Below are 24,682 nucleotides of genomic sequence, written 5' to 3'. Positions count from 1 at the left end.
TTACCCCCTTAATGCTTTTAAACTAGGACCAATTTTTACTAAACCTGTTTCTGTTATTTCCATTATATGAGTATCTGTATCATGCCCACACATGCGACAGCCATCTATTCTAAAAAGTCGAACAATTTCACCAATAGGCTTTTTATAAAGCCTCTCATCATAACTACTATTAATTATCTTTTTAGAAAGCACCATTGCGCCATCAACAATATGAGAGACAGCATAACCTCCTGCTGCTTCTGCTGTAAGTTCTTCATGTCCTGAACGTTTTTGTGAAACAAAAAGGGCAGTCTGATACCACTTTTTCATAAAATTAAATAGACTCCTTACAATAGACCTAGCCATCATTTCCTTTGCTTCAAATAATCCTGTTACTGAATCTATAACTGTAGCTTTTATATGATATTGTTTAATGGCATAAGCTAAAGTATCTAAAAGAGTAGGCAATTCTTCTCTTAAGCTACGATAGGAAGCAGCATCAATAATAATAATGTTATTTTCTATAGTATTATAATCAATGTTCATTGCTTGTGCTCTATTTTTTAAAGCTGCTGCTAAAAAGGCAGCTGGTGTCTCTACAGTAATAAAGGCTGTAGGTATATCCAATTTAGCTTGAGTTATAGCAAACTGTTCTACTATTAAACTTTTGCCTGTATCAGAGATACCTGTTAGGTTCATAACTGCATATTGAGGAATGCCTCCTAATGGAACTTTCTTTACCCCTTTTTTTGTCATTTTAGTAGTAAAAAATAATTCATCTAAACCTTTTATTCCTGTAGGTATACCTTTTAATTCAGGAGCCTTTGCTCCAGCTTCTTTTAAAGGACTAACAGCCTCTTCTATAATTTCTCTTTCTTCTTTCATTCTATAGTAAGAATAAGTCTAAATTTTATAAAAGGCAATAGAAAATAAAAATTTTGATTTAAATTTAAATAATGATATAATGCAAAAAATTTATGTTTCAAAATAATAAAGATACAATCTCTGCTATTGCTACGCCTCCTGGAATAGGAGGAGTAGGTATAGTACGTGTTAGTGGCCCTTTAGCAGAAACAATTTTAAAAAAATTATTCCGCCCCAAAAGACCTATTAAGGAATTTAAATCACACCATTTTTATTATGGAGAAATCATCCATCCTGAAACAAAGCAAATGGTAGATGAAGTATTAATTGTATTAATGCGAGCCCCACATAGCTATACTGGAGAAGACGTACTTGAAATTCATGCACATGGTGGGCCTTTGATTTTAAAAAAAATACTTGAATTAACCTTAAAGGCAGGAGCTAGATTAGCAGAACCAGGTGAATTTACAAAAAGGGCATTTTTAAATGGACGTTTAGATTTAACTCAAGCAGAAGCAGTATTAGATATAATTTCTGCTCGTACAGAAAAGGAGTTACAAATAGCTACTCGCCAGCTTCAAGGTTATTTAGGGGAGAAAATTAAAAAAATAAGGGATTGTCTTAAAGAATTTAAAGCACATTTAGAGGTAGCTATTGATTTTCCAGAAGAGGATGTAGAGATTGTTCCATCTGAAGTTTGGTTACCTCGGATTGAAAATGAAGTTTTAAAACCTATTGAACATTTACTTAAATGTTATAGTGAAAGTCGAATATTAAGAGAAGGAGCAATACTTGCTATTGTTGGAAAACCAAATGTAGGGAAGTCTTCTCTTTTAAATTGTCTTTTAAAAGAAGAAAGAGCAATTGTTACACCTATTCCTGGTACTACTCGAGATGTAATTGAAGAAATTTTAAATATTAAAGGAATTGCTGTAAAGATTGCTGATACTGCCGGTCTAAGAAAAACAGTAGATGTTGTTGAAACTATTGGTGTGAAAAGGGCAAAGGAAAAGATTATTGAATCAGATATTGTCCTTTGGGTAATAGATAGAAGTTGCCCTTTAGAAGAAGATGATAGAGAAATTTATGAGGAAATTAAAGGAAAAAAAATAATTCTTGTCCTTAATAAGTCTGACCTTCCTCCAAAAATAGATGAAGAAAAAATTAAAAAAGAATTTAATCTCCCTGTTATTTCCATTTCTGCACTTTATGGAAAGGGAATAGAAAAGCTTGAAGAAGCTATTTATCATCAATTAATTGGAGATACAGCAGCCGTGCCAGAATTTGTTCCTACTTTAAGGCATAAGCAAGCTTTAGAGAGGGCTTTAAAAGCAGGAAAAAGGGTAAAAGATGCAATTATTAAGGGATTGCCACCTGTTTTTGTAAGTGTAGATGTGCAAGAAACATTAGATGCTTTAGGTGAAATCATTGGTGAAACAACACCTGAAGATATATTAGATATAATATTTAGTCAGTTTTGTATTGGGAAATGATTTCTGCTTTTAAATAAGGAACAAGAATATTATCAATCAATTGCAAAATTCTTTTTAATTCTCCTCCATAGGCAGGGGTATGTCCAAAAAGTTCTTTTCTCAAATCGGCTATTTCTTCATCATCAACAGAGATAAGATTTAAAGGTTGTTTTCCAAGTAAATAACGTTCTTTTAAAAGCAAATATTTTGCCTTTTCTAAAAATGGGATACAAATTTTTAAAGTTTTTTCTAAAGAATAAATAATCTCATCAGATGGAATTGGACAAGATAATTTTTTCATCAATCTTTCTATTTCTTTTATAAGAAGATAAAGAGTAAGATAATGAAATCCTCTTACTCCTTTTCTCCATCTGAGCATCCAAGGAGTAACCCAATACCAAAGAAACTGTCTTTGACCAAAAGAAATTAAGTCTTTAATAGCAATTTTTAATTTTTTAATAATTTTTAAAGCATATTTTGGTGTCTGACCATAATTTGGCAATGGAATACATTTAACAAAAAAAGGTTTTTTAAAAAATAAATTATAAAGGTTTAAAAAAGCCAAAGCTTCCCAATGATTATTTGGAGTATCTAAATGAGGATAACTCAATATAACATTTCCTTCACCATATTTTCCTTCTAAAATAGCTGGCTCACCTTTAAGACATTTTGGATCTATCTTTATTTGATAATAATTTTCCCATTTCCCCAAATTGTTATATGTTTTGATATCATTGATATTTAAGTCAGTAACATAAAAATCAGAAGAAATATCATTATAAAATGCTAAAATTTTTAAATTATCCTTTTCAATTATCTCAAAAAGACCAGGCCACCAAACATTAAAACATGCTTTAGCAGAAATACCTCTCCATAAAGGATGAGGAATTTGTTTAAGCCTAATTTTTCCAAAAAAATTGGCTAATTCTCTAAATTTTTTTCTTTTAACAGGTAATAAACATAAACCATCTGACTCACTTAAACCTAAACCTGCCCCTCCACAAATACCTATATAATTTCCTCCTTCTCTAACAAATCTTTTTATTTCCTCTCGCCCTTCTTCTCCAAGGGCTTCATTTTTAGGACCTGTCCAACCGCCAGGTACTAATAAAAGTCTGTATTTTCTTAATTCACCAGTTTTAACCTCTTTAGCAGTAACTAAAGAAAAAGGAATATTAAGTTTTTTTAACTGCCAAAAAGCAAAAAGTCCAAAAAAATAACTTCCATCCCAAAAAAGGGCAATCATTTAAAGATGCCTTCTTTCATCCTCTTTTCCTTGTAAAATCTTCTTTCTATAGGCTTCTCCTTCTTTAACAAAATCAGCAAAACTTACTTCCCTATTTATGCCTGGACAAAACTCCATTACTATTCGCCAATCCAATTCACTACTTAAAATCCTTCGCCAATATGGCCAAAGACGACAAGGAAGAGGTTTACAAGAATGAATAGCACAACTTTTATCAACTAAAAAAATACAAACCATTTCACCATTTTCTTCTTTTTCTTTAATATAATAGTGTCCATATCTCATCTCACAATAATTTTTAATAAAAGTCTTTTCATCCATATTCAAAAAGTCAGCTATAGCTTTAATTTCATCAATTGTTACCCAAATACCACCTCTACCTTTACAACACTCACCACACATCTGACATGAAAACGCCTTTTTCATATTTTTGATTTTTAACATATTACCCTTGACAAATAAATAGGCTTTTTATAAGCTAAATTTAAGCCGGGGTAGCTCAGTCGGTAGAGCAACGGACTGAAAATCCGTGTGTCCCCAGTTCGATTCTGGGCCCCGGCACCATATCATTGATTATTTCTCTTAAAGTCCTTCCAAATTTATTCAAGATTTTCTTTACAATTTTGAAAATCTCATGATATAAAATGCGAGGAGGTAATTTATGGAAGCAATAGAGGAAAAAATAAAAAATTACCCCCAGATTTAAAGACTGGAAAGAAATTGAAATTAGACTGGGCAGGAGGATTAAAAGAATATAAAGATAAATATACCTCTTTAGAACTTCAAAAAAATTCTTGAATGGTGGGGAGACTGAGTGTATATCTGGTGGGCAAGAAGACTTTAGCCTCTTCAAGTTATGCAGAAGAATGGAATAAAAAGATTGCCTTAAGACCATTTGTTAATAATGAAAAAGTTAAATTTGAAATTGGTGAGAAATGAAAACACTTGAGGAAATAAAGGAAATTTTAATAAATCTTCAGGATGAAATAAAAGAAAGATACAAGGCAGAAATCATTGGAATTTTTGGTTCTTATGTAAGAGGCGAACAAAAGGAAAAAAGTGACCTTGATGTGTTTGTGAAATTTTATAAGGGTGCAACACTTTTTGAATTTGTAGGCCTTGCTATTTTCCTTGAAGAAAAACTTGGAATTAAAAGGGTTGATGTTGTTCCTTATGATACTGTAAGAAAAGAAATTAAAGAGCAGATTTTTAAAGAAACGATTTATCTATGAGCAAAAGAGATATAGGACTTTATTTATATCCTGATATTCCATGGAAAGAGATAGTAGCTAACCCAGTGAGAGTAGGTAATTGGGAAAAAGCAAAGGTAAAAGAAAGGAGATGAAGCAAATTTTAAAAGATTCTGGTTTTGGTTATAAGGATACATTCTATCGTGTAGCCCAAGCTATTTCTGAAACCCTTCCCCTTGAGAGCAAAGAGAAAAAGCTTTTGGATGGTTTTCTTTCTAGAAAAGAAAGGATAATGAATGAAATTAAACAAAGGATTAAAAACTAAAATATGAGGTTGCTTAAATGATAAAAATTCTGGAGATTGATAATTTTAAATCAATAAAGCACTTAAAATTAGAATGTAAAAAGATAAATATCTTCATAGGGAAACCAAATACTGGAAAGTCTAATATTTTAGAAACATTAGGGATTTTATCCTTTGGACAGTATGTAAATTATACTGAACTTAAAGATTTTGTTAGATTTGAAAACATGAGCAATCTATTTTATGATGAAGACTTAGAGAGAAATATAAAAATAAAACCAGATAACGAAATTTTACAAATCAATTTTGTTTTTGATAGAGAAATATTTTACTGTAAGACTCCTTTTTCCTCTTTAGAATGTGATTACGAAGGTAAAAAAATAAACATTTTACATTATACTACTAATTTTAAAAAATTACATTTTAAATTTTATAGATTTGCTATAAAGGAAAGGTTCCTAAGAAGGGAATTTGATTTTCTACTTCCTCCATCTGGTGATAATCTTTTAGCTCTTCTTATAGCACGTAAAGAACTAAGAAAATTTGTAAAAGATATATTTGAAGAATATGGCTTGAGAATTGTACTTAAACCACAAGAAAATAAAATAGAAGTACAAAAAGAAATTGAAGATATAATAATATCTTACCCATATTCATTAGTTTCTGATACTTTACAAAGAGTTGTCTTTCATTTGCTTGCCATTGAAACAAATAAAAACTCAATAATTGTGTTTGAAGAACCAGAAGCTCATGCGTTTCCTTACTATACAAAATTTCTTGCTGAAAGAATCGCCTTAGATAAGAGCAATCAATATTTTATTTCAACCCATAATCCTTATCTATTACTTTCTATTTTAGAAAAGGCGCCAAAGGATGATGTAAGAATTTTCATCACCTATTTTGAAGATTATCAAACAAAGGTTAAAAATTTAAGTGAAGAGGATATAAAAGAAATTATGGATATGGAAATAGATATTTTCTTCAATATTGGAAGATTTCTGTAAAAATGATTTACGTTGAGTGTGATCCAGATTTTGTTCTCGTGAAATCTATTACAAATATTTCAAAAAGAGAAATTATTCATGAAGGAGGTAAGGGTAATGTTTGTAAAAAATTAAAAAAGAATCAAAATAGCAAGGGATTAGTGGATGAAGACCCTATAAGTTCTCAACCCAAGTATGTAGAAAAAATGAAAGTAGAAGAAAATTTCTCAGCACATGGAATTAAGGTATTGTATGATAATTCTAATAATAATTATCTCTTTGTTTTATGCCCGAGGTTGGAAGAATGGATATTAAGGGCAACAAAGGAAGCAAAAATTGATATTAAAAAATATGGCTTACCAAATGACGCAGAGAAATTACATAAAATTATAAACATAAGGATTGATAAATTTGAAAGACTAATAGAAGATTTAAAAGAAAAAAGCAAAATGGTAAAAACTTTGAGAAAATTAATTAAGGGGAAATGAAAACATGAAACCCTTTTCTACCATAGCTATCCCACATAGGGATATATTAGAAAGCAGGTTACCATAGATGTATTTGCTGACTATGGGAGATATTTAAAGAAAGTGAATACCAAACCCTGAAGTGTTCTTTGGATTGGCAATTTTTATCTATAAAAAGCCATTAAAAATCAATCATCTAGAAATCCAAATTTTTAAAATCCTATCTACGCGGAAAGTTTTTATCACTAAGTCATTATAGCAAAATGCTTCCATATAATGGTGTTTTCCTGAACGAAAACATAAAATAGGACGAACTAACCGTGACTTAAAGGCAAGACGACCATTAGTATAAATAATTTCTAAATCTTTTTCTTTGCTAATAGCATCAAAAATTAATCTTATTCTGGGATCTGTTAAATCGCATTTGTCAAAAGAAGGAAGAAATTTTTTTACATAAAGAGGTTCTCCAGCCCAATGCCAAAATTCTTCTAAAGAATTTCGAAGAGTTAATCCTTGTTTTTCTAACATCCTAAAGAAAATAAAGGCTGTATGTCGAGCATCAGGCAAAGCACGATGATAGCCTTGATAAGGACTTTGCCAATAATTGATAAGATAGGGTAAATTATATTTTCCTAAATTGGGAAAATATTTACGCAGAAGTTGATGGGTATCAATAGTAGGATTAGGTAATAAAGGAAGTTTCTCTCTTTCCAAATGAATAGCTAACATACGTAAGTCAAATACTGCATTGTGAGCAACAAGAATAGATTCTTCTACAAAATTTGAAAAATTTTTTAAGACAAAAGGAATAGAAGGGGCATCAGCAACCATCTCATCAGTAATACCATGTATTTCTGTAGCTCTTGGTGGAATAGGACATCCAGGATTGGCTAGAGAGCAAAATTCTTTTATTATTTTACCCCGATAAACTTTAACCGCCCCAATTTCAATAATGCGCGCAGTAAGAGAAAGCCCTGTTGTTTCTGTATCAAATATTACAAAAGGAATTTGCGCTAAAGAAGCCATTATTTTTCACCACAAATAAACTTTGTCCTACCCGTGGGAGTAACTTCTTTTATTACATTCACAAAAATACCTCTTAACTCATCTAACTCCTTACGAACTATCTCCCTTCCTTCTTTACCCATAGAAAGCAAACGCAGATGATAAAGAAATTTAATAAATGGATTTTTAGGCTCTTCATGTTCCATCATGCCAAAACGACCACCTTGTTTTAAACATCTTTTTATTTCCTGAAGAGCTGAACGTCTAGTGCTACCAGTAAGCTCATACATAGCATGAGAACAAGTAATTATATCAAATATATCTGATTTGAAAGGAAGCGCTCCAGCATCTGCTACTACAAGATAGATATTTTTCTTTTTTAATTTTTCTATTTTTTCTTTTGCCTTCTTAAGCATACCAAAAGAAAAATCCAAACCTACCACCATACCATCTGAAACATATTCTGATAAAACAATTGCTAAAGCACCTGTACCAGTACAGAGATCAAGTACTTTATTTGCTGGCTTTGGCTTGATCCTTTTAGCAAAATAATGGCGTAACATTAAACTTTTATCTTGAGAATGAAGTCGAATGACAAAGTCATAAAAATGAGAAAAAATATCATAATATTTACGCCGATATTTACGCATAACTATTTCAAAAATATAAAGTAATTTTAAAGGCGTCAAGAGGTAATTAAAGGCTCTGATTCTTACAAAAGATTTTCATTTATGATAAGAAAAGGAAAAAAGTATTAAGGAGTGTTTATGTTTACGCTTTTTGTTAAAGGTGGTCTTTTAATGTATCCCATTCTTTTATGTTCTATTGTAGCTCTAGCGATAATTATGGAAAGGGCTTTTTACCTTTTTTATTTAAAAAAACATGGGCCAATTGAAAAACTGATTTCTATAAAAACATTAATTGCCCAACAGAAATTAGAAGCAGCTCAAAAAGAAGCCTCTTTAGCATCACATCCTCTAATAAAAGAATTAGGCAATTCTTTAGCTAATAATCCTCGCCGCAATGTGATAGAAAAGGTATTAGCCCATCTTGGTCAAAAGGAAGTTAGAAAAGCAGAAGCAAGACTTTCAATACTGGCAACCATTGCCAATATTTCTCCTCTTTTAGGTCTATTAGGCACGGTTATTGGCATGATTAAGGCTTTTATGGTTGTACAGTCTATGGGTAATAAAGTAAGTGCAGCTATGTTGGCTGGAGGTATTTGGGAAGCTATGCTTACCACAGCCTTTGGCTTAAGCGTCGCTATTCCTACTCTTATATGTTATGATTATTTTATAAGTCAGGCAAATGATTATGCCTCTCAACTTGAAGATTGTTTGAATGAAATTTTAAATTTACTTGAAAAACATGGATTTTTAAAATGATTTCTTTTAAAAGAAAAACTATTAAACCAAGTCTTAATCTCACTCCCCTTATTGACATGGTTCTTCTTTTACTTATCTTCTTTCTCCTCACTGCTAATTTTTTACGTAATGAGGGTATACCTATTAATCTACCAGCAGCTAAAAGCGCTGTTTTGCAAAATGAAGTTAGTGAAATTACACTAGTTATTAATGCAAATGGAAAGATATTTATAAATCAGATTCCTATGGACTTGGCAAGTATTTATCATTTTTTTTGCGAAAAGGTTAAACAGGAACAAAAAACTACAGTTGTCATTAAGGCTGATAAAGCAACACCAGTAGAATGGGTAATCAAGGTTATGGATCGAGCAAAATTGGCAGGAATAAGAAAGGTCTTTATTGCTACAGAAAAGGAAATAGATGAATAGACTATTAGGTTTATGTCTAATCTTTTCAATTGCTTTGCACTTATTGTTATTAAAAAGTATTCCCTTTGCTTTACCTCAGTATAAATTAGATATACCTATTGAAGTAGATTTAAAATTTTTACCATCATCTTCCCAAAAAAAATCTCAAGCTGAGGTAAGGAAGGTATCAAAACCTAAAATTAAATTTAAGTCAAAGCCTAAACCTGAATCTAAACCCTTGAAAAAGATAAAATTGGAAATGTCTCCTCAAAAGGCAAAACCTCAATCGCTCAAAACATCAAAAGCATCATCTAAAACTTTAGTTAAGAATGCCAAAGCAAACACTTTAGAAAAAAAACTTCTTATAGCCTATTTAAACAGTGTTTACCTGAAGATTGAAAAACACAAAGAATACCCTTTTTGGGCAAGACGGCATGGGATTGAAGGAAAGGTAATTGTAGTATTTTCTTTAAAAAGAGATGGTCAGCTTAAAGAGATCAATATAGAAGAATCATCAGGTTATTCTCTTTTAGACAAAGCAGCTATAAAAACAATCAAAAGAGCTGCTCCTTTTCCTGCATTTCCACCAGAATTAAATAAAAAAATTATTACTTTAAGAATACCTATTTGTTTTTATCTAAATTAAATGGTGCCGAAGGCGGGACTCGAACCCGCACGGGCTTACCGCCCACTGCCCCCTCAAGACAGCGTGTCTGCCAATTCCACCACTTCGGCCTATTTATTTTTTATCTGAATTATTTTTTTACGTCAAGTCTTATATTTGTTTTACCTCAACCTTCTCCTTTAGCACATATACCAAATAACCTTCTATTTCTTTTTCAGCATAAATCTTTTTCAAAAGAGCTTTGTATTCATTCATTTGTTCTTTATAAACAGCTTCTTCTAAAAAACTGGTTTTATAGTCTATAATTACAATTTTTTCTTCCAAAAACACAATTCTATCAGCACGATAGGCTTTAAGGGTTTCTTTCTGCCATAAAAAAGGGGCTTCATTAAGAATTTTTATGTTTGATTCAAAGAAAGGTTTTAAAAAAGGATGATTTAAAACTCTTTTTGCCCTTTCTTTTATATCTTCCCATTCTTTTTGAGTAAGATAAAGTCCAAAATTTGCCTTTGCCTTTAAAATAGCCTTCTTTAAATCATCTCTTTTTGTTTTTAAACAAGACATTACATAATGAAATGCCTCTCCAAATTTTTGTTCTTTTTTAGGAGAAATTATTTCAGGAATTTTTTCTTTTTCTGTATTTAAAGGTTTTTTTAAAAATTCATAAGAAAATGAAAATTTTGAAACTGAGGGAGTCTTTCTTTTTTCATAAAAGGGAATTTTTCCTTCTTCATAAAGACAAAAAGGTAAATGATTTTCCTTTAAAATGTTTTTTACATCTATTCCTAAAGCATAACCAATAAAATTTGCCCAACAATGAGATGGTATAGATAATACATTATTTCTTTTTTGTGGCTGAGCAAGAATATATAAGGCTGTTTTTGCTCTCGTTAAAGCAACATAAAGGAGATTTAATTCATCCTGAAGCTGCCTTTTTTTAGCATATTCTAGCGCCTTTTTTAATTCATCACAAATTTCTGCTTCACTACTTTTAGGACGTATATAAATGTTTTTTAGAGAAAAATTCTCATCCTGCAAAAATATAAGTACTTCTTCTATTTTTTTACAATCATATGTGGTTTCAGAAAGAATTACTGCCTCAAATTCAAGCCCTTTTGCTTTATGGACAGTCATAATCTGTACAGCTTCATCTAAAGATTCCTTTGCTTGTAAAAGACTTTCTTTATTTTCCTCTAAATAATCCAAAAAAGCTTTTAAAGATCTTGGATAGTTTTTCTCAAACTGATAGGCTACTTCCATAAGCTGTAAAAGATTAAGTTTATCATTATAAATTGAGAAAAGATTAAATTCATTGTAAATTTTTTCCAAAAGTGTAGGTAAAGGAATAAGATCAACTTCTTTTTTGATTTTTTCTATTTTTTTATCTTTTAGATCTTTTTTAATGCTTTTTAAAAAATGCATAAGATTTAATTTATCTTTTGGATTATTTAGATAATATAAAAGAGAAACCACTGCCTTTACAGACTTTGCTTTAAGAAGCAATACTTCTGTTTCCTCTTGTATAGGAATATCTGCTTCTTTTAATACAGGCAAAATTTTCTCTGCCTGTTCCCTTCTACGTACTAAAATAGCAATGTCTTTATAGGAGAATCCTGCTTTATGTAGCATTTTAATCTTTTCTAAAACCTCTTTACCAAGTATTAATTCCTCTTCATCTGGTGGAATGAGGGAAAAGTAAATGTAATATGGTGCATCATTTCTTTTTGCTTTCTGAAAAGAAAAAGGAAAATCATATTCTTTTTGCAAATATTCTCCTATTTTATTCACAAATTTTACTAAGCCACCTGCACTGCGATAATTTATGGGTAAGGTTTCTTCTTTGATATAACCTTTAAATCTCTCTTTTACATAATCAAAAAGTTTTGCTTCTCCACCCCTAAATCTATAAATTGCTTGTTTTTTATCACCCACATAAAAGAAACTACCAGGTAATTGTTTTGTTCCAATACCAGCAACAAGTTCATTTGCTATTGGTTCAAACACCTGCCACTGAATGACACTTGTATCCTGAAACTCATCTAAAAGCAAATGTTTTATTTTTCTATCCAAACGATAATAAAAAAAATCTCTTTTATCTTCAAAAAAATTCTCTTTTACCAAAAGCTTATAACAAAGAAGTGAAAGGTCAAAAAAAGTAATAACATTTTCTTGATTTTTGATTTCCGTATAATGTTTATAAAATTTCTTATAAAGCTCAAAAAGCAATTTTGCTTGATAATAATTAGTTTTTAAAACATATTCTTTAAGACATGATTTAGCTCGGATAAAGGCATCTTCACAAAAAGAAGGGAGATTTTTAAAATGATTATGTTCATTTAATAAAGTTTTAGTAAAAAGAGAATTTGATATAATTTCTTTTAAAGACCTAAAATTTTCCATTTCTTCCATTGTTTTTTTACCTGTCTTATGCTTTACATAAGGTTTAATAGTATTAATAAATTCTTTGACTGCTTCTTTTGCTTTGACTTCTAATTCTTTTAAATTAAAAGCATTAATATTTTCTTCAAAACCTTTAAAATCTTCTAATTGACTTTGACAAGCCATAAAACTTCTAAATGTTTTAGCAAGCCATCTTCTTAGACCATAAGAAATAACTTCTTGTCTATAGAGTTCTAAAAGACCTTCTTTTAAATCAGGCTTATTTAAAATTTCTATCAAAACTCTATCTAAAGCTTCATCAAAAATCAGCCTTTCTTTTGCTTCTTCTATAATTTCTACATCAAGCCTTAAACCAAGTTCAAAAGGAAAAAGTTTGATAATACTATGCATAAAGCTATCAATTGTTGAGATTTCAAGTAAAGAAAAGTGTTCTAAAAGCAAGAAATAAAGTTTTTTTGCTTTTTCTTTAAGTAGTTTTAAGTCTGGCTCAAGTGCAAAAAGAAGCGCATATTTTTCATCATTGAGATGTTTTTCTGCTTCCATTGCTACTTTAAGCCATTCAAACAGCCTTTCTTTCATTTCATCTGCTGCTTTATTTGTAAAAGTGAGAGCAACAACTTCTTGTATTCTCTCTGGTAAAAGAGGCATATCAGGTAAAATCTGCTTTAAAAGAATATTTAAAAGGCGCAAAGTAAGATTATAAGTTTTGCCTGTGCCTGCGCTTGCTTCTAAAGCAATATGATATTTGGGATCATAAAGACTAAGCATACTTATTCCCATTCACAAATATCTTTGTAATCACAATAATTGCAATCTTTTCCTATCTGTTTTGACCAAGGATTTTCTGGATTAAAGATTTCTCTTATTCTTTCTTTTAACCATTCCTCAAATTGTTTCATATAAGCATTGCGGTTAAAAAGAAATTTTTGATAGACCTTTTGCTCAAGCCTAAAATTTTTTAGATCATAAAAACATAAATTCTCACAATCTTCATAAGAAAGTCCATATTTTTTGTGCAAAATAAAAAGATAAAAAGGAAGTTGTATTCCTCTAAAATTTTCTGATATTTCACATTCTTTTTTTGAAAACATATTACCTGTTTTATAATCAATAATTCTAAACTCATTTTCTCTTCTATCTACTCTATCTGGAATGCCTTTCAAACATACTTTTAAATCGCAAAACTCTAATGTAATCTCTATTTCTTTTTCTATTAGTTTTGTATCTGGACGCCAACCATTTTTAAATGTCTCAAATTCTTCTTTTACAAATCCCCAAAGTCTTTCTAAAATAGCCTCTACTTCAAGTCTTGCTGCAAGTTGATGTTTGACTTGAGGTAGATTATTAAAGTGATAAAGGAGTTTTTCTTTTAATTTTTGTAAAAATATTTCTTCTCCTTTTTCCCAAATTTTCTCCTTATAAAGTTCCTTTAAGGCTTTATGAAACACTAATCCTTTATCCTTAGCAGTGATTCTTTCCATTACTTTTGGTAAAGGTTCGATTTCCAAAATATAACGTAGATAAAATTTGTAAGGGCAAACCTGATAACAAAGTAAGGCAGAAGGGCTAAATTTAAATTTATTTAATTTATTTGATATATCTTTTTTTAAAAAAGAACTTTGTAAAATAGAAGTTTTTGGAGAAGAAACAATATAATAAGCATAATTTTTAACACTCTTTTCAATTTCTTTGTCTTTTTGCCATTGTTGAAAAAGCAATTCTTCCAAAAATCTGCTTCTTATTCCTCTTTGGGGTGAATCTACATAGCTAAAGTAACATCGTTTTGCACCTTTTAATAAACGCATAAAATAATAACGATAAAGTTTTTCTCTTTCCTTATAAGTAGGCAATCCAACTTTTTGCCTTATTGCAGTATTTAAAAACATATCTTTTTCACTACTTACAGGGAAAATTCCTTCATTCATATCTGGCATAATCACTACATCAAATCTTAAATTTCTTGTTTCTAACATTTCCATTACTTGAACCTTTCCCATTATTCCTCCTGGTAAGGGATAAGTGAGAGAAGAAAGATGTTCAAGCAAAAATTGAAAACACTTTAAAAATTCTGCCTTACCTAAATTGAGAGAAAGGTTTTCTAAAGTGGTGATTTCTAAAAGAGCTTCTAAAATTTTATTAACACCAATAATTTCGTAATGATGAGAAAAAAATGATTTTAATGATTCTTCTTTCTGCCATTTTTCTAAAAGATCAATTAGTTTTTTAGAAAATTTTATTAAATCTTCAGCTCTTAAAGAATACTTTATCTCTTCCAAAAAAGCAAAAAGAGCATCCTTTTTATTATCTTTGATATAGATTAAATTTTCGCTAAAAACCTTTTCTTGCCACTTATTACATTCTTTTCTTAGAAATTGTTTTAAAAATGGATGAGTCAAAAGTTGTAAAAAAGGGCGATAATAATAACCATATTCAGTCTCACTTTTAAAAAGCTCATAAAATTGATGTAAAAACCTATAAGTTAAAGTATGTTTTACATCAAGCCCCATTGTAAGATTAAGGTTTTTTTCATGGATATAGCTTAAAAGTACATATTTAAAGGCATCATCTGGCAACACAATTGCAATTTTGTGTGGTTTAGTAAAAGAAAAAGATTCCTCTATTGATTTTAAAATAAAACCGATTTGAGAAGTAGCATTTGGAAATGCTTTAATTACAGGTGGTGTAGGAAATAAAAAATCATTTCCTTTTAACCAACAAATGTCATCATTTTGTACCTCTAGACGTTTTAAAATTGTTTCTTGATGAGAAAAAAGTCTATCTTCTGTTTGAAAAAATATAATTAAGGGAACAATTTTTGATAAGTGTTTAAAAAATTCTGTTTCAATACGAGTCATAATAACAGGCCCAACCAAATAAATAGCTTTAAAGCTTTTTAAAAACTCCTCATCAAGTAAAAGAGCAATTTCTTTTAAAAGTGGATCAATAAGTCTATTATCTTTCAAAAGTTTTTCATAAGTTAACCAAATATTTTCAAGAATGTTTATGTGTGTTTCATAATCCGTATAAAGTGCTTCTTTTTTTAAATCAGAAAAACTTACTTTTTCTCTAAATATCTCTTCATAAAACCGTAAAAGTCTATCTCCTACACTTAAAAAACCAAAAAAATCTTCTTTTAAATTTTCAAGTTGTTTTCCAAAAAGTGGAGATAAATCTTGTTTTGTTTTTAAGATTGCCTCTTTTAAAAGTAAATTTCTCTGCCAGCGATTAAGCAAAATTCCTTCATAGGGGACTAAAGTAGCTTCATTTATAAATTCACTTACTTCATAAAGATAAGGTAAATGAAAAGCCTCTTTTCCTGTTAATTCTTGTAAATATTGTTGAAAATAAAATTTATTACGTTTTGTTGGAAAAATAAGAGCAATATTTTCTAAAGATGTCCAATTTTCTAAAAGATGTTTTCCTACTGTTTTTAAAATATCAGTTTTAAAAGAAACAACAAAAACAGAAGAAGACATTTAAACTCCTTGCTAAAAACTCATTATAAGCACTTAGCTTTAAAAATCAATCTTAAAAAGTAGGAAAAGACAATTAAGTTTTTATCTCACGACGATTATAAATTAAATATTTTCCATTCTCTTCAACAATTTTTATCTCAAATCCATCTTGTTCATATTTTTGAGCAGTACTTTTGGCAGCCTCTTCTGTATCATAAATCTCACCATCCCACATATACTTTTTATTATCAAAAATCTTAGAAAGTTCTGGCATCTTAACCTCCTTTTTGATACTTATAAACTGTGAAATTTTTTCTTGTCAAGATAGCTTAGAAGAGTATAAACTTAAATATGATTTACCTTGATTATAACGCTACTACCCCTATTGCCCCTGAAGTAAAAGAGGAAATAGAGCCTTTTTTGAAAGAAAATTTTGGTAATCCATCTTGTCTTTACCCTTTAGGCAAGGAAGCAAAAATAGCCTTAGAACATGCACGAGAAGAAGTAGCAAATCTTATTAATGCAAAACCAGAAGAAATTGTTTTTATGAGCGGAGGGACAGAAGCCAATAATACTGTGTTTAAGGGAATTTTATGGGCATTAAAAGAAAAAGGAAATCATGTTATTACAACTGCTATAGAACATCCTTCTGTTTTAAAACCTGCTCAATTTATGCAAGAATTAGGATTTGAAATAACATTTATCCTACCTACACCTGAAGGAATAATCGAGCCAGAAACTTTAAAAAAAGCAATTAGAAAGGATACTGTTTTGATTTCTGTTATGCATGCTAACAATGAAACTGGAATTATTCAACCTATAGAAGAAATTGGGAAGATAGCTAAAGAATATGACATTTTATTTCATACAGATGCGGCTCAAAGTTTGGGAAAAATTGAGGTAGATGTCAATATTCTAAATGTTGATTTACTTACTATTGCTGGACATAAGCTTTATGCCCCAAAGGGCATTGGGGCATTGTATGTGAGAAAAGGCATCCCCTTTTCTCCACTTATACATGGAGCAGGTCAAGAAAATGGACGTCGAGCAGGTACAGAAAATGTCGCTTTTTGCGTTGGTTTAGGTAAGGCCTGTAGTTTATTGAAAGAGAAATTGAAGAATAAAGAAATTTTAAAAATAGCTAAATTGAGAGATAAACTTTGGGAAGGGCTTAAAGCTCATTTTGATGTAATACGTCATGGTAATCCTAAATATTGTTTACCAAATACTCTTTATATTTCTTTTAAAGGATTGACTGCTCAAGATTTATTGAATTTTATACCTGAAATATGTGCTTCACCAGGAGCTGCATGTCATAGTCAAGAGATTAAGATGTCTCATGTTTTAAAGGCAATGGGAGTTCCACCAGAGATAGGGAAAGGAGCAATACGTTTTAGTTTAGGTTATTTTACTACTGAAGAAGAAATAGAAATGGCTTTAAATTTATTTATTGAGAAAATTCCTGCGATGTTAAAAGACGTTTAAATTCCTCAAATTGTTGTTTGATCTCTGTATATTCTTTAAGATTTTTTTCAGAAATCAATTTTTTAAAAGCTGGTTCAATATAAGTAGTAAAGTGATGCAAGATAATTTTATGTTGCTGATGATAATTTTTTAATCTTTTTTCATATCTTTCCAAAGTATTACGCATAGCCCTTGTTTGTAATGTAAGCCTTTTAATTAAATTTTTTTGCTCTTCTTGTTGTTCATAACATGCAATAGCCTCTTGAATTACTTTTTTGAAATCTTCTTCAGAATTCCAAGGCTTTGTAAGATAGCGAAAAACATCTCCCTGGTTTATAGCAGCTAATAAAGTAGGCACTTGAGAATAAGCTGTTAAAATAATACATACAATTTCAGGCTTTTTTTCTTTTACTTTCCTAATAAGAGCCAAACCATCCATTTCTGGCATTCTTAAATCTGTAACTAGAACCTGCACTGGTTCTTTTTCTATAATCTCTAAGGCTTCTATAGCTCTAGAAACAAATATCTTTTTGTAATTTTCTTGCCTCAACATTCTCTTAATAGCTGCTAAAATTCTTACTTCATCATCAACAAACAAAACTGTAGCACTCATTCTTCCATCTCCAGCTCCACATAAACTTCACCATCCTCATCAATCTGTACTTTGCTAATACCAGGATATTTATGTTCCCAATAGGAAAGGATAGCTTGTCTTTTTTTTAATTCTTGTTGCAATGACTTATTTTCTTCTAATGTTTCTTTCCACTCTAATGCTCTTATTATAGTTAAACGTAAGTCTTGATTATCCCAGGGTTTTAAAATAAATTTATAAATACCAATTTCGTTAATAGCTTTAAGGATTACATCAATATCTGAATAAGCTGTAAGTATAATCTTTATTACATCAGGATATTTTGCCGTAACTTCCCGCAATAGTTCTATACCTGTCATTTCAGGCATACGTTGATCAGTAACAATAAGATCTATTTCTTTATTTGCCATTATTTTAAGGGCTTCTTTTGGACTTGTGGTAGTAAAACAATTAATTAAAGGAAATGATTTAAATAACCTTTTTATGGCAGTAAGAATAGACACTTCATCATCTACCACAAGGATATTATGGAGCCGCTGCATTTATCTTCCCTTCATTTGAGAATTCTTCTATTTTTTCTTCAATTTCTTCTTTTTTTATTTCAAGAATATCAAATGCTTCTGGGATTAAATAGCAATAAGGTTCGACATTAAGGATTTTATAAGAATAAAAATCAGCAATATGAACAAGGGCATTGATTTCTTTATTAGTAATACCTGGAGCATTTGGTTCATGATGAAAAATAGCTACTTCTATAATAGGATATGGTAAATTCCACCAGTTAAGCAAATAACCACCTAGTAATGTATGAGGGACACCAATAATTTCTTTTTCTATTTTGAGACTCATTTCAGGATATTTTTTTATCTCTTTTATTATCTGAAAAAACTTTTCTGGAAAATATGCTAAAATAAATAATTTACCAATATCATGTAATAATCCTACAGCAGAAAATTCTTCAGGCAATTTTTGATTAAAAAAAGTATCATAAAGAAAACCAATCATTTTATTACATAAGTTTGCATGTTCCCAAAATTTTTCAATTTCTATACGGACTTTCCCAAATTTTTTAAAACTATTAAGAATACCAAGGGAAAGGACAATATCTTTTATAACATTTAATCCAAGTAATACCACTGCCCTTTTTACAGAAGCAATAGGCATCCTCTGACCATAAAAAGCAGAATTTGCTACTTTTAATACATCAATAGTCAAAGCAGGATCCTCTTCTATTACCTCAGCAATCTTTCCTAAATCCTCGCCAGCAGCAATAAGGTTTAGTATTCTTTGATAATGTTTGCCTAATGTAGGTAAGTAAGAAACAGAATTAACAACCTGTAAAAGTTGTTTGTCTTCCAAAGATTTCTTTATGGAAAAAAGCTGGTCAATGTAATTCTGTAGAGTTTCTCTCTCCCAGGGTTTACAGAGGTAAGCCCGAGCAGTCCCATTAACTAAAGCTTGATAAACAGCTTCACTCTCTGTATAACCACTTAAGATAATACAAATTATTTCTGGGTATTTTATTTTTACTTGACGCAGAAATTCATAGCCATCCATTTCAGGCATCTTCATATCAGCTACTACCAAGTCTATTTCCTCTTTTTCTAAGATTTCTAACCCTTCTTTGCCACTTAAGGCAAAAAAAGTCTGATAAGGGGATTTTCGAAAATCCCTTTTTAAGGCATGAATAACTTGGGGTTCATCATCTACGAAAAGAATTTTTTTTCTTTCCATTTTCTTTATCTAAATCAGGTTTTATTGGTAATTTCACAGTAAAAGTAGTTCCCTTACCAACTTCACTTTCCACCCAAATCTGCCCTTTATGTTTATTAACAACAATATCATAGCAAATACTTAATCCTAATCCCGTCCCTTTCCCTGGTGGCTTAGTAGTAAAAAATGGATCAAATATTTTATCCTTTATTTCATCAGGAATACCAGGACCATCATCACTAATCTGAATATAAACAAATTCACCCTCTTTAAAAGTCTTTATGAAAATTGTCCCTTTTTCCTCCCTATTCTGTCCAGCAATCGCCTGAGCAGCATTCACAATAAGATTTAAAAAAACTTCATTAATTTTATTTGGATGACAATAAATAGGAGGAATATCACCTAATTCTGTCTTTACTTCAGCATAGTATTTGTATTCATTCTTGGTAATAACTAATGTACTTTTTATCCCTTCATTTATATCATATTCTGTATAATCTTCTAATTGATCAATCCTTGAAAAATCCCTTAAACTTTTAATAATGCCAGTAAGTCTATCAATACCATCCATTGTATCCTTAAAAAGAGACTCTATATCTTCTAAAATAAATTCAATATCCACCTTCTCTTCAATTGCCTTTATATGCCCTATCTCACCATTAACCCCCTCCCCCCTCTCCAAACGCTCCCTTAAACCCTGATAGGCAATTAATAACTCCTTTATGTCTGCTATATATTCCCTTAAAGTTCTAAAATTGCTTGCAACAAATCCCAAAGGATTATTCATCTCATGAGCAATACCTGCAGCTAATTGACCAATAGCCATAAGCTTACCTTGTTGCACTAAAAATGATTGAGTATTTTTTAGCTCCTCTACTGTTGCCCTCAATTCCTCTTCTGTTTTTTTAAGTTTAGTGATATCACGAGTTACTCCAACAATAGCAACTTCATTTCCATTTTCATCTTTAATTACTGATCGGGAAAGGGAAACAAGAAATTCAGTACCATCCTTCATTTTATGCCAAAACTCCTTGGCTGAAATATTTTTTAAATTATTACTTGCGGATTCCTCCTTCCAAAGAATACGACTATGTTGTGAAAGAATTTCCTTTTCTTTATATCCATAAGTTTTACAAAATGCTTTATTAACAAAAATAATTTTATCATCCATATCAGTGATATAAACACTATCATTGATACACATAATAGCATGGGATAAAATTCTGGAACGTTGCTCTGCTTTTTTGTGTTTAATTGCATTTTCCACAACTGTAGGAAGCATTTTAAGATAATTTCTGTCTGGATCTTTTATTAGGTAATCATATGCACCTTTTTTCATAGCTTTAACTGCAACTTCTTCATCACCAGCTCCAGTAACAAAAATGATTGGTGTATCCGTTATTAAATCAAAAATATCAAATGCTGTACCATCATTAAGTAAGTAATCCATAATCACAACATCAAATCTCTCAGAATTTAAAATTTTCTTAGCTTCTGAAACAGATCCTGCTATGATATAGTCATATGGCAATTTTTTAGTTTTAACAAATTGCTTAAAACATATTTGACAGATATTATCATCTTCAATAAATAAAACTTTGTATTTCAATTGCTCATCATTTGTCATAACCATTTCCTTTGTTTATCTTTCGGCATTTTTGAGAAAAAGTTCGGTACAAATAGTGATTTTTTATTAATGATTATTTACTCTTTTCTCATTTTCTTTATCTAAATCAGGTTTTATTGGTAATTTCACAGTAAAAGTAGTTCCCTTACCAACTTCACTTTCCACCCAAATCTGCCCTTTATGTTTATTAACAACAATATCATAGCAAATACTTAATCCTAATCCCGTCCCTTTCCCTGGTGGCTTAGTAGTAAAAAATGGATCAAATATTTTATCCTTTATTTCATCAGGAATACCAGGACCATCATCACTAATCTGAATATAAACAAATTCACCCTCTTTAAAAGTCTTTATGAAAATTGTCCCTTTTTCCTCCCTATTCTGTCCAGCAATCGCCTGAGCAGCATTCACAATAAGATTTAAAAAAACTTCATTAATTTTATTTGGATGACAATAAATAGGAGGAATATCACCTAATTCTGTCTTTACTTCAGCATAGTATTTGTATTCATTCTTGGTAATAACTAATGTACTTTTTATCCCTTCATTTATATCATATTCTGTATAATCTTCTAATTGATCAATCCTTGAAAAATCCCTTAAACTTTTAATAATGCCAGTAAGTCTATCAATACCATCCATTGTATCCTTAAAAAGAGACTCTATATCTTCTAAAATAAATTCAATATCCACCTTCTCTTCAATTGCCTTTATATGCCCTATCTCACCATTAACCCCCTCCCCCCTCTCCAAACGCTCCCTTAAACCCTGATAGGCAATTAATAACTCCTTTATGTCTGCTATATATTCCCTTAAAGTTCTAAAATTGCTTGCAACAAATCCCAAAGGATTATTCATCTCATGAGCAATACCTGCAGCTAATTGACCAATAGCCATAAGCTTACCTTGTTGCACTAAAAATGATTGAGTATTTTTTAGCTCCTCTACTGTTGCCCTCAATTCCTCTTCTACTTTTTTTAAAGCAGTAATATCATGAAAAGTTTGAATCACTCCTATAATCTCTCCTTTTTCATTTTTAAAAGGTACACTTAACTTATGAATCCATACTCCTTTCTGAGGTGAACCATAGAATTCTTCTCTATTTACCAATGTTTCACCAACCTTTATACGTTCTATTGGACATAGAGGAGTATGACAATCCTTTACTGGAGAGCAAACAAAGCACTTTTTGCCAATCTGTTCTGAAACCGGTATATTAAAAAATTTCTCCATTTTTGCATTCGCTAATTTTACGGTAAAATCCAGATCCACTACCCTTATCCCTTCATCTACGGCATTGATAATAGAATTGAGATAATGAGATTGTCTCTTAGCCTCTTCCCAAGCTAATTTGATTCTTTCTGCTTTCTCATAAAGTTTTTTCTTTAATGTTTTTAGATGCTCTCTAATTTGCAAAACTTTTTTTATCTTAAATTTGAGTTGAAGAAGGTGAAATGGCTTTTCAATTACATCATAACAGCCAAGAGAAAAGGCTTCTATCTTACTTTCTTCAGTATAACCTGTTACGGCAATGACAGGGATATAATATTTATTTAAAATAGATTGAGCTTTTTTTAAAAATTCAATGCCATCCATTTCTGGCATAAATAAATCAAGGAGCACTAAATCAGGAGGATTTAAAGAAATCTTTTCTAAAGCTGTCTTTCCATTGTCTGCTGTTATAATTCTATACTCATCAGAAAGAGCAGATTTTATTACCTGAATAGTTTCATATTCATCATCAACAACAAGGATAATTGGCTTCATAACACTCATCTGTTTTATGACAAATCGGCATCTTTAAAAAAAAGTTCGGACTTAATAAAGCCATCTTAAAAATACAAACCAAATTATAATACAAAAAAGCATTAATATGCATGGCCAGTATAATTGCTGATGGGTTTTGCTAAATTCAACATGGAAGTACTCTATACTGAGTACAAGACAAAGATGCATAGGTGAAAGTAAAACACCTATTATTCCTGAGGAGTAGGCAAGCATTACGTAGGGAAGTAGAGGGGTATGAGTAGTTTCAAGCAGACTAAAGATAAAGGGAAACGTACTACCAACAAAAGCAAGAGTAAGACCAATTGTTAATCCTACTAAAAAAGGCAAAAAAAATGCAATAAAGGCAATAGGTATATGGTAGCTTATAAGTGTTTTGTTGGCATATAAAACAATTTGGCTATCAATTAAAATTTGTTTAAATGAAAAAATTGCCATCACTGCATATAATACTTTTAAAAGGGTTTTGTCCTTTAAAATAGTATATAGTTGAAATAAGGTTATTTTTTTTCTTATCCATACCCAGATAATCCCAACCCATACCGCCAGAATAATAAACAATTCCCTAGGAAGAAAGTGAAAAATAAGTTCACTTCCTCCAGCAAGAAAAATGACAGTAAGAATAGGAGCTATTTCTTTTAAAAAAATCCAAAATTGACCTTTTAAGGCAAAACTCTTCCCTTTTACTGGACTTAGAAAAAATATGTATCCGAAAAGAAAAGAAAGTATCATAATAGGCAAATCAATTATTGCTAATTCAAATAATCCTACTTGACCTAAATGTACAGTTAAAAGTAAACCTGGATAAAGTGGCCAAGAATATTCCCAACTATGGCGAAACCAATAATTGATTATTGCTTGTTGTGTTCGTGATATTTTATAATGCTTTGCTATCTCTTCTATAAATGGTGCTGAAAAAATAGCCCCTCCAGGCATTGGTAATAAGCCAATCAATGCAGGCAATATCATGAGATTTAAACGAGGCCAAGGAAAAACACCCTGAAAAATATCAATTATATGTCTAATATAACCGGTCTTTTCCAGACTATGAGCAAAAATTAAAATTGAAATTATAACACAAGCTAAAAGAAGATTTTGTTTATAAGTTATAGCTGTAATAAACGAAAAACAAATTTGTAAAATAGAAAGATTTTGTATCAATCCGCATAAAATAGCTGCTAAAAATAGGGCATGACCTAACAGCCATCTTTTTTTAAGTAAAAAAACTAAAAAGAAAAAAAGAAAAATTAATTTTAGGAGAGCCATTTAAAAATACTGCATAGAAGCTCGTTTGAAAGTATGCTCAGTAAATAAAAGACGATAATGCTTAATGTTTGTAATTTTAGCAATTTTTTTAACAATTTCACGACATTCCTCTTCACTATGACCATGTATCATAGTATAAAGATTATATGGCCATTCTGGATAACTAACTCTAGCATAACAATGAGTAATTTCTGGAAATTTTGCCATAATTTTACCTACTTTATCTAAACGCTCAGTTGGTACCTCCCAAGCTACCATTACATTGGCTTCAAAACCTGAGCGATTATGAAAAATTGTAGCCCCAAATCTTCTTATAATTCCTTTTTTAATAAAACGTTTTATGTGTTTAAGTAATACTTCTTCTTTCATCCCAAGCTCTTTTGCTACTTTTGCAAATGGTTTTCCTTCCAAAGGTAAATCTTTTTGTAATGCTTTAATAATCTTTTTATCTAATTCAGTTAATCCCATAAATCA

The 24,682-nt window shown here is 30.5% G+C and carries 24 protein-coding genes and 2 tRNA genes; 10 read left to right on the top strand and 16 right to left on the bottom strand.

Going from position 1 to position 24,682, the window contains the following annotated elements; genetic code table 11:
- Positions 1-864 (bottom strand): KaiC domain-containing protein, encoded by an 864-nt coding sequence (locus LWW95_04280; protein ID MDL1956256.1) that lies wholly within the window; start codon positions 862-864, stop codon positions 1-3.
- 92 nt (positions 865-956) lie between these two features.
- Between LWW95_04280 and mnmE the strand changes: the two genes are divergently transcribed.
- A complete protein-coding gene (mnmE, locus tag LWW95_04275) occupies positions 957-2,336 on the top strand; it encodes a tRNA uridine-5-carboxymethylaminomethyl(34) synthesis GTPase MnmE (protein MDL1956255.1) in 1,380 nt (459 codons plus the stop codon).
- Here mnmE and LWW95_04270 read toward each other — a convergent pair.
- Positions 2,311-3,561: a BPL-N domain-containing protein gene (locus LWW95_04270; GenBank protein ID MDL1956254.1), complete on the bottom strand. Its 1,251-nt coding sequence runs from the start codon at positions 3,559-3,561 to the stop codon at positions 2,311-2,313. The genes mnmE and LWW95_04270 overlap by 26 nt on opposite strands.
- Complete coding sequence (locus LWW95_04265; GenBank protein MDL1956253.1) at positions 3,562-3,987, bottom strand: YkgJ family cysteine cluster protein; 426 nt, start codon at positions 3,985-3,987, stop codon at positions 3,562-3,564.
- A 62-nt stretch (positions 3,988-4,049) separates the two neighbouring features.
- Here LWW95_04265 and LWW95_04260 point away from each other — a divergent pair.
- The 5 genes from LWW95_04260 (at position 4,050) to LWW95_04240 (ending at position 6,526) form a co-directional block, all read left to right on the top strand.
- Positions 4,050-4,125 (top strand) — tRNA-Phe (locus LWW95_04260).
- Between the two features lie 371 nt (positions 4,126-4,496).
- Positions 4,497-4,793 (top strand): nucleotidyltransferase family protein, encoded by a 297-nt coding sequence (locus tag LWW95_04255; GenBank protein MDL1956252.1) that lies wholly within the window; start codon positions 4,497-4,499, stop codon positions 4,791-4,793.
- Between the two features lie 109 nt (positions 4,794-4,902).
- Complete coding sequence (locus tag LWW95_04250; GenBank protein ID MDL1956251.1) at positions 4,903-5,076, top strand: hypothetical protein; 174 nt, start codon at positions 4,903-4,905, stop codon at positions 5,074-5,076.
- A gap of 17 nt (positions 5,077-5,093) precedes the next feature.
- Positions 5,094-6,059, top strand: coding sequence for an AAA family ATPase (locus LWW95_04245; GenBank protein ID MDL1956250.1), 966 nt, complete (start codon positions 5,094-5,096; stop codon positions 6,057-6,059).
- Positions 6,060-6,061: 2 nt separating this feature from the next.
- A complete protein-coding gene (locus LWW95_04240) occupies positions 6,062-6,526 on the top strand; it encodes a hypothetical protein (GenBank protein ID MDL1956249.1) in 465 nt (154 codons plus the stop codon).
- Positions 6,527-6,697: 171 nt separating this feature from the next.
- On the opposite strand, the gene LWW95_04235 is transcribed toward LWW95_04240, so the two are convergent.
- Together LWW95_04235 and LWW95_04230 are read right to left on the bottom strand one after the other, a co-directional pair.
- Positions 6,698-7,531 carry a 3'-5' exoribonuclease gene (locus tag LWW95_04235; GenBank protein MDL1956248.1) on the bottom strand — a complete coding sequence of 278 codons (834 nt, stop codon included), beginning with the start codon at positions 7,529-7,531 and terminating at the stop codon, positions 6,698-6,700.
- Positions 7,531-8,160, bottom strand: a complete 630-nt coding sequence (locus LWW95_04230; protein ID MDL1956247.1) for a class I SAM-dependent methyltransferase — start codon at positions 8,158-8,160, stop codon at positions 7,531-7,533. Before LWW95_04230 ends, LWW95_04235 begins: the two co-directional genes overlap by 1 nt.
- Before the next feature lie 117 nt (positions 8,161-8,277).
- Between LWW95_04230 and LWW95_04225 the strand changes: the two genes are divergently transcribed.
- Genes LWW95_04225 through LWW95_04215 form a run of 3 tightly spaced genes read left to right on the top strand, consistent with a single transcriptional unit; the run spans position 8,278 to position 9,927 of the window.
- Positions 8,278-8,895, top strand: coding sequence for a MotA/TolQ/ExbB proton channel family protein (locus LWW95_04225; protein ID MDL1956246.1), 618 nt, complete (start codon positions 8,278-8,280; stop codon positions 8,893-8,895).
- On the top strand, positions 8,892-9,302 hold the full coding sequence (locus tag LWW95_04220; GenBank protein MDL1956245.1) for a biopolymer transporter ExbD: 411 nt from the start codon (positions 8,892-8,894) through the stop codon (positions 9,300-9,302). The genes LWW95_04225 and LWW95_04220 overlap by 4 nt, the downstream gene beginning before the upstream one ends.
- Positions 9,295-9,927: an energy transducer TonB gene (locus tag LWW95_04215; GenBank protein MDL1956244.1), complete on the top strand. Its 633-nt coding sequence runs from the start codon at positions 9,295-9,297 to the stop codon at positions 9,925-9,927. The genes LWW95_04220 and LWW95_04215 overlap by 8 nt, the downstream gene beginning before the upstream one ends.
- 1 nt (position 9,928) lies before the next feature.
- Here the strand turns inward: LWW95_04215 and LWW95_04210 are convergent.
- The 4 genes from LWW95_04210 to LWW95_04195 form a co-directional block, all read right to left on the bottom strand.
- A tRNA-Leu gene (locus tag LWW95_04210) sits at positions 9,929-10,016 on the bottom strand.
- Positions 10,017-10,056: 40 nt separating this feature from the next.
- Positions 10,057-13,074, bottom strand: coding sequence for a UvrD-helicase domain-containing protein (locus LWW95_04205; protein MDL1956243.1), 3,018 nt, complete (start codon positions 13,072-13,074; stop codon positions 10,057-10,059).
- A 2-nt stretch (positions 13,075-13,076) separates the two neighbouring features.
- Complete coding sequence (locus LWW95_04200; protein MDL1956242.1) at positions 13,077-15,782, bottom strand: PD-(D/E)XK nuclease family protein; 2,706 nt, start codon at positions 15,780-15,782, stop codon at positions 13,077-13,079.
- Between the two features lie 73 nt (positions 15,783-15,855).
- Positions 15,856-16,035, bottom strand: coding sequence for a hypothetical protein (locus tag LWW95_04195; GenBank protein ID MDL1956241.1), 180 nt, complete (start codon positions 16,033-16,035; stop codon positions 15,856-15,858).
- Between the two features lie 77 nt (positions 16,036-16,112).
- Between LWW95_04195 and LWW95_04190 the strand changes: the two genes are divergently transcribed.
- Positions 16,113-17,246 carry a cysteine desulfurase gene (locus LWW95_04190; GenBank protein ID MDL1956240.1) on the top strand — a complete coding sequence of 378 codons (1,134 nt, stop codon included), beginning with the start codon at positions 16,113-16,115 and terminating at the stop codon, positions 17,244-17,246.
- On the opposite strand, the gene LWW95_04185 is transcribed toward LWW95_04190, so the two are convergent.
- The 7 genes from LWW95_04185 to LWW95_04155 all read right to left on the bottom strand — a co-directional run bounded on the left by LWW95_04185 (position 17,209) and on the right by LWW95_04155 (position 24,676).
- Positions 17,209-17,838 (bottom strand): response regulator, encoded by a 630-nt coding sequence (locus tag LWW95_04185; GenBank protein ID MDL1956239.1) that lies wholly within the window; start codon positions 17,836-17,838, stop codon positions 17,209-17,211. The genes LWW95_04190 and LWW95_04185 overlap by 38 nt on opposite strands.
- A complete protein-coding gene (locus tag LWW95_04180) occupies positions 17,835-18,359 on the bottom strand; it encodes a response regulator (protein ID MDL1956238.1) in 525 nt (174 codons plus the stop codon). The genes LWW95_04185 and LWW95_04180 overlap by 4 nt, the downstream gene beginning before the upstream one ends.
- The gene (locus tag LWW95_04175; GenBank protein ID MDL1956237.1) at positions 18,343-19,551 is read right to left on the bottom strand and encodes an HDOD domain-containing protein; all 1,209 of its coding nucleotides are present in this window, start codon (positions 19,549-19,551) and stop codon (positions 18,343-18,345) included. Before LWW95_04175 ends, LWW95_04180 begins: the two co-directional genes overlap by 17 nt.
- Positions 19,520-21,157 carry an ATP-binding protein gene (locus LWW95_04170; GenBank protein MDL1956236.1) on the bottom strand — a complete coding sequence of 546 codons (1,638 nt, stop codon included), beginning with the start codon at positions 21,155-21,157 and terminating at the stop codon, positions 19,520-19,522. The genes LWW95_04175 and LWW95_04170 overlap by 32 nt, the downstream gene beginning before the upstream one ends.
- A gap of 66 nt (positions 21,158-21,223) precedes the next feature.
- Positions 21,224-22,924: an ATP-binding protein gene (locus tag LWW95_04165; protein ID MDL1956235.1), complete on the bottom strand. Its 1,701-nt coding sequence runs from the start codon at positions 22,922-22,924 to the stop codon at positions 21,224-21,226.
- A 51-nt stretch (positions 22,925-22,975) separates the two neighbouring features.
- A complete protein-coding gene (locus LWW95_04160) occupies positions 22,976-24,208 on the bottom strand; it encodes a DUF401 family protein (protein MDL1956234.1) in 1,233 nt (410 codons plus the stop codon).
- The gene (locus LWW95_04155; protein MDL1956233.1) at positions 24,209-24,676 is read right to left on the bottom strand and encodes a winged helix-turn-helix transcriptional regulator; all 468 of its coding nucleotides are present in this window, start codon (positions 24,674-24,676) and stop codon (positions 24,209-24,211) included.
- Between the last annotated feature and the right edge of the window lie 6 nt (positions 24,677-24,682).

Origin of the sequence: Candidatus Desulfofervidus auxilii, from assembly GCA_030262725.1 — a bacterium.
GTDB lineage: Bacteria > Desulfobacterota > Desulfofervidia > Desulfofervidales > Desulfofervidaceae > JAJSZS01.
This window is presented reverse-complemented; position numbering and strand designations above follow the sequence as displayed.

What these genes read in the sequence shown, in the direction of transcription:
- LWW95_04175 (MDL1956237.1), bottom strand. Translation starts at nt 19,551, where the DNA reads ATGGAAAGAAAAAAAATTCTTTTCGTAGATGATGAACCCCAAGTTATT.
- LWW95_04205 (MDL1956243.1), bottom strand. Translation starts at nt 13,074, where the DNA reads ATGCTTAGTCTTTATGATCCCAAATATCATATTGCTTTAGAAGCAAGC.
- LWW95_04180 (MDL1956238.1), bottom strand. Translation starts at nt 18,359, where the DNA reads ATGCAGCGGCTCCATAATATCCTTGTGGTAGATGATGAAGTGTCTATT.
- LWW95_04155 (MDL1956233.1), bottom strand. Translation starts at nt 24,676, where the DNA reads ATGGGATTAACTGAATTAGATAAAAAGATTATTAAAGCATTACAAAAA.
- LWW95_04250 (MDL1956251.1), top strand. Translation starts at nt 4,903, where the DNA reads ATGAAGCAAATTTTAAAAGATTCTGGTTTTGGTTATAAGGATACATTC.
- LWW95_04220 (MDL1956245.1), top strand. Translation starts at nt 8,892, where the DNA reads ATGATTTCTTTTAAAAGAAAAACTATTAAACCAAGTCTTAATCTCACT.
- LWW95_04225 (MDL1956246.1), top strand. Translation starts at nt 8,278, where the DNA reads ATGTTTACGCTTTTTGTTAAAGGTGGTCTTTTAATGTATCCCATTCTT.
- LWW95_04265 (MDL1956253.1), bottom strand. Translation starts at nt 3,987, where the DNA reads ATGAAAAAGGCGTTTTCATGTCAGATGTGTGGTGAGTGTTGTAAAGGT.
- LWW95_04235 (MDL1956248.1), bottom strand. Translation starts at nt 7,531, where the DNA reads ATGGCTTCTTTAGCGCAAATTCCTTTTGTAATATTTGATACAGAAACA.
- LWW95_04280 (MDL1956256.1), bottom strand. Translation starts at nt 864, where the DNA reads ATGAAAGAAGAAAGAGAAATTATAGAAGAGGCTGTTAGTCCTTTAAAA.
- LWW95_04165 (MDL1956235.1), bottom strand. Translation starts at nt 22,924, where the DNA reads ATGAAGCCAATTATCCTTGTTGTTGATGATGAATATGAAACTATTCAG.
- LWW95_04200 (MDL1956242.1), bottom strand. Translation starts at nt 15,782, where the DNA reads ATGTCTTCTTCTGTTTTTGTTGTTTCTTTTAAAACTGATATTTTAAAA.
- LWW95_04270 (MDL1956254.1), bottom strand. Translation starts at nt 3,561, where the DNA reads ATGATTGCCCTTTTTTGGGATGGAAGTTATTTTTTTGGACTTTTTGCT.
- LWW95_04245 (MDL1956250.1), top strand. Translation starts at nt 5,094, where the DNA reads ATGATAAAAATTCTGGAGATTGATAATTTTAAATCAATAAAGCACTTA.
- LWW95_04170 (MDL1956236.1), bottom strand. Translation starts at nt 21,157, where the DNA reads ATGACAAATGATGAGCAATTGAAATACAAAGTTTTATTTATTGAAGAT.
- LWW95_04160 (MDL1956234.1), bottom strand. Translation starts at nt 24,208, where the DNA reads ATGGCTCTCCTAAAATTAATTTTTCTTTTTTTCTTTTTAGTTTTTTTA.
- LWW95_04215 (MDL1956244.1), top strand. Translation starts at nt 9,295, where the DNA reads ATGAATAGACTATTAGGTTTATGTCTAATCTTTTCAATTGCTTTGCAC.
- mnmE (MDL1956255.1), top strand. Translation starts at nt 957, where the DNA reads ATGTTTCAAAATAATAAAGATACAATCTCTGCTATTGCTACGCCTCCT.
- LWW95_04195 (MDL1956241.1), bottom strand. Translation starts at nt 16,035, where the DNA reads ATGCCAGAACTTTCTAAGATTTTTGATAATAAAAAGTATATGTGGGAT.
- LWW95_04230 (MDL1956247.1), bottom strand. Translation starts at nt 8,160, where the DNA reads ATGCGTAAATATCGGCGTAAATATTATGATATTTTTTCTCATTTTTAT.
- LWW95_04255 (MDL1956252.1), top strand. Translation starts at nt 4,497, where the DNA reads ATGAAAACACTTGAGGAAATAAAGGAAATTTTAATAAATCTTCAGGAT.
- LWW95_04185 (MDL1956239.1), bottom strand. Translation starts at nt 17,838, where the DNA reads ATGAGTGCTACAGTTTTGTTTGTTGATGATGAAGTAAGAATTTTAGCA.
- LWW95_04190 (MDL1956240.1), top strand. Translation starts at nt 16,113, where the DNA reads ATGATTTACCTTGATTATAACGCTACTACCCCTATTGCCCCTGAAGTA.
- LWW95_04240 (MDL1956249.1), top strand. Translation starts at nt 6,062, where the DNA reads ATGATTTACGTTGAGTGTGATCCAGATTTTGTTCTCGTGAAATCTATT.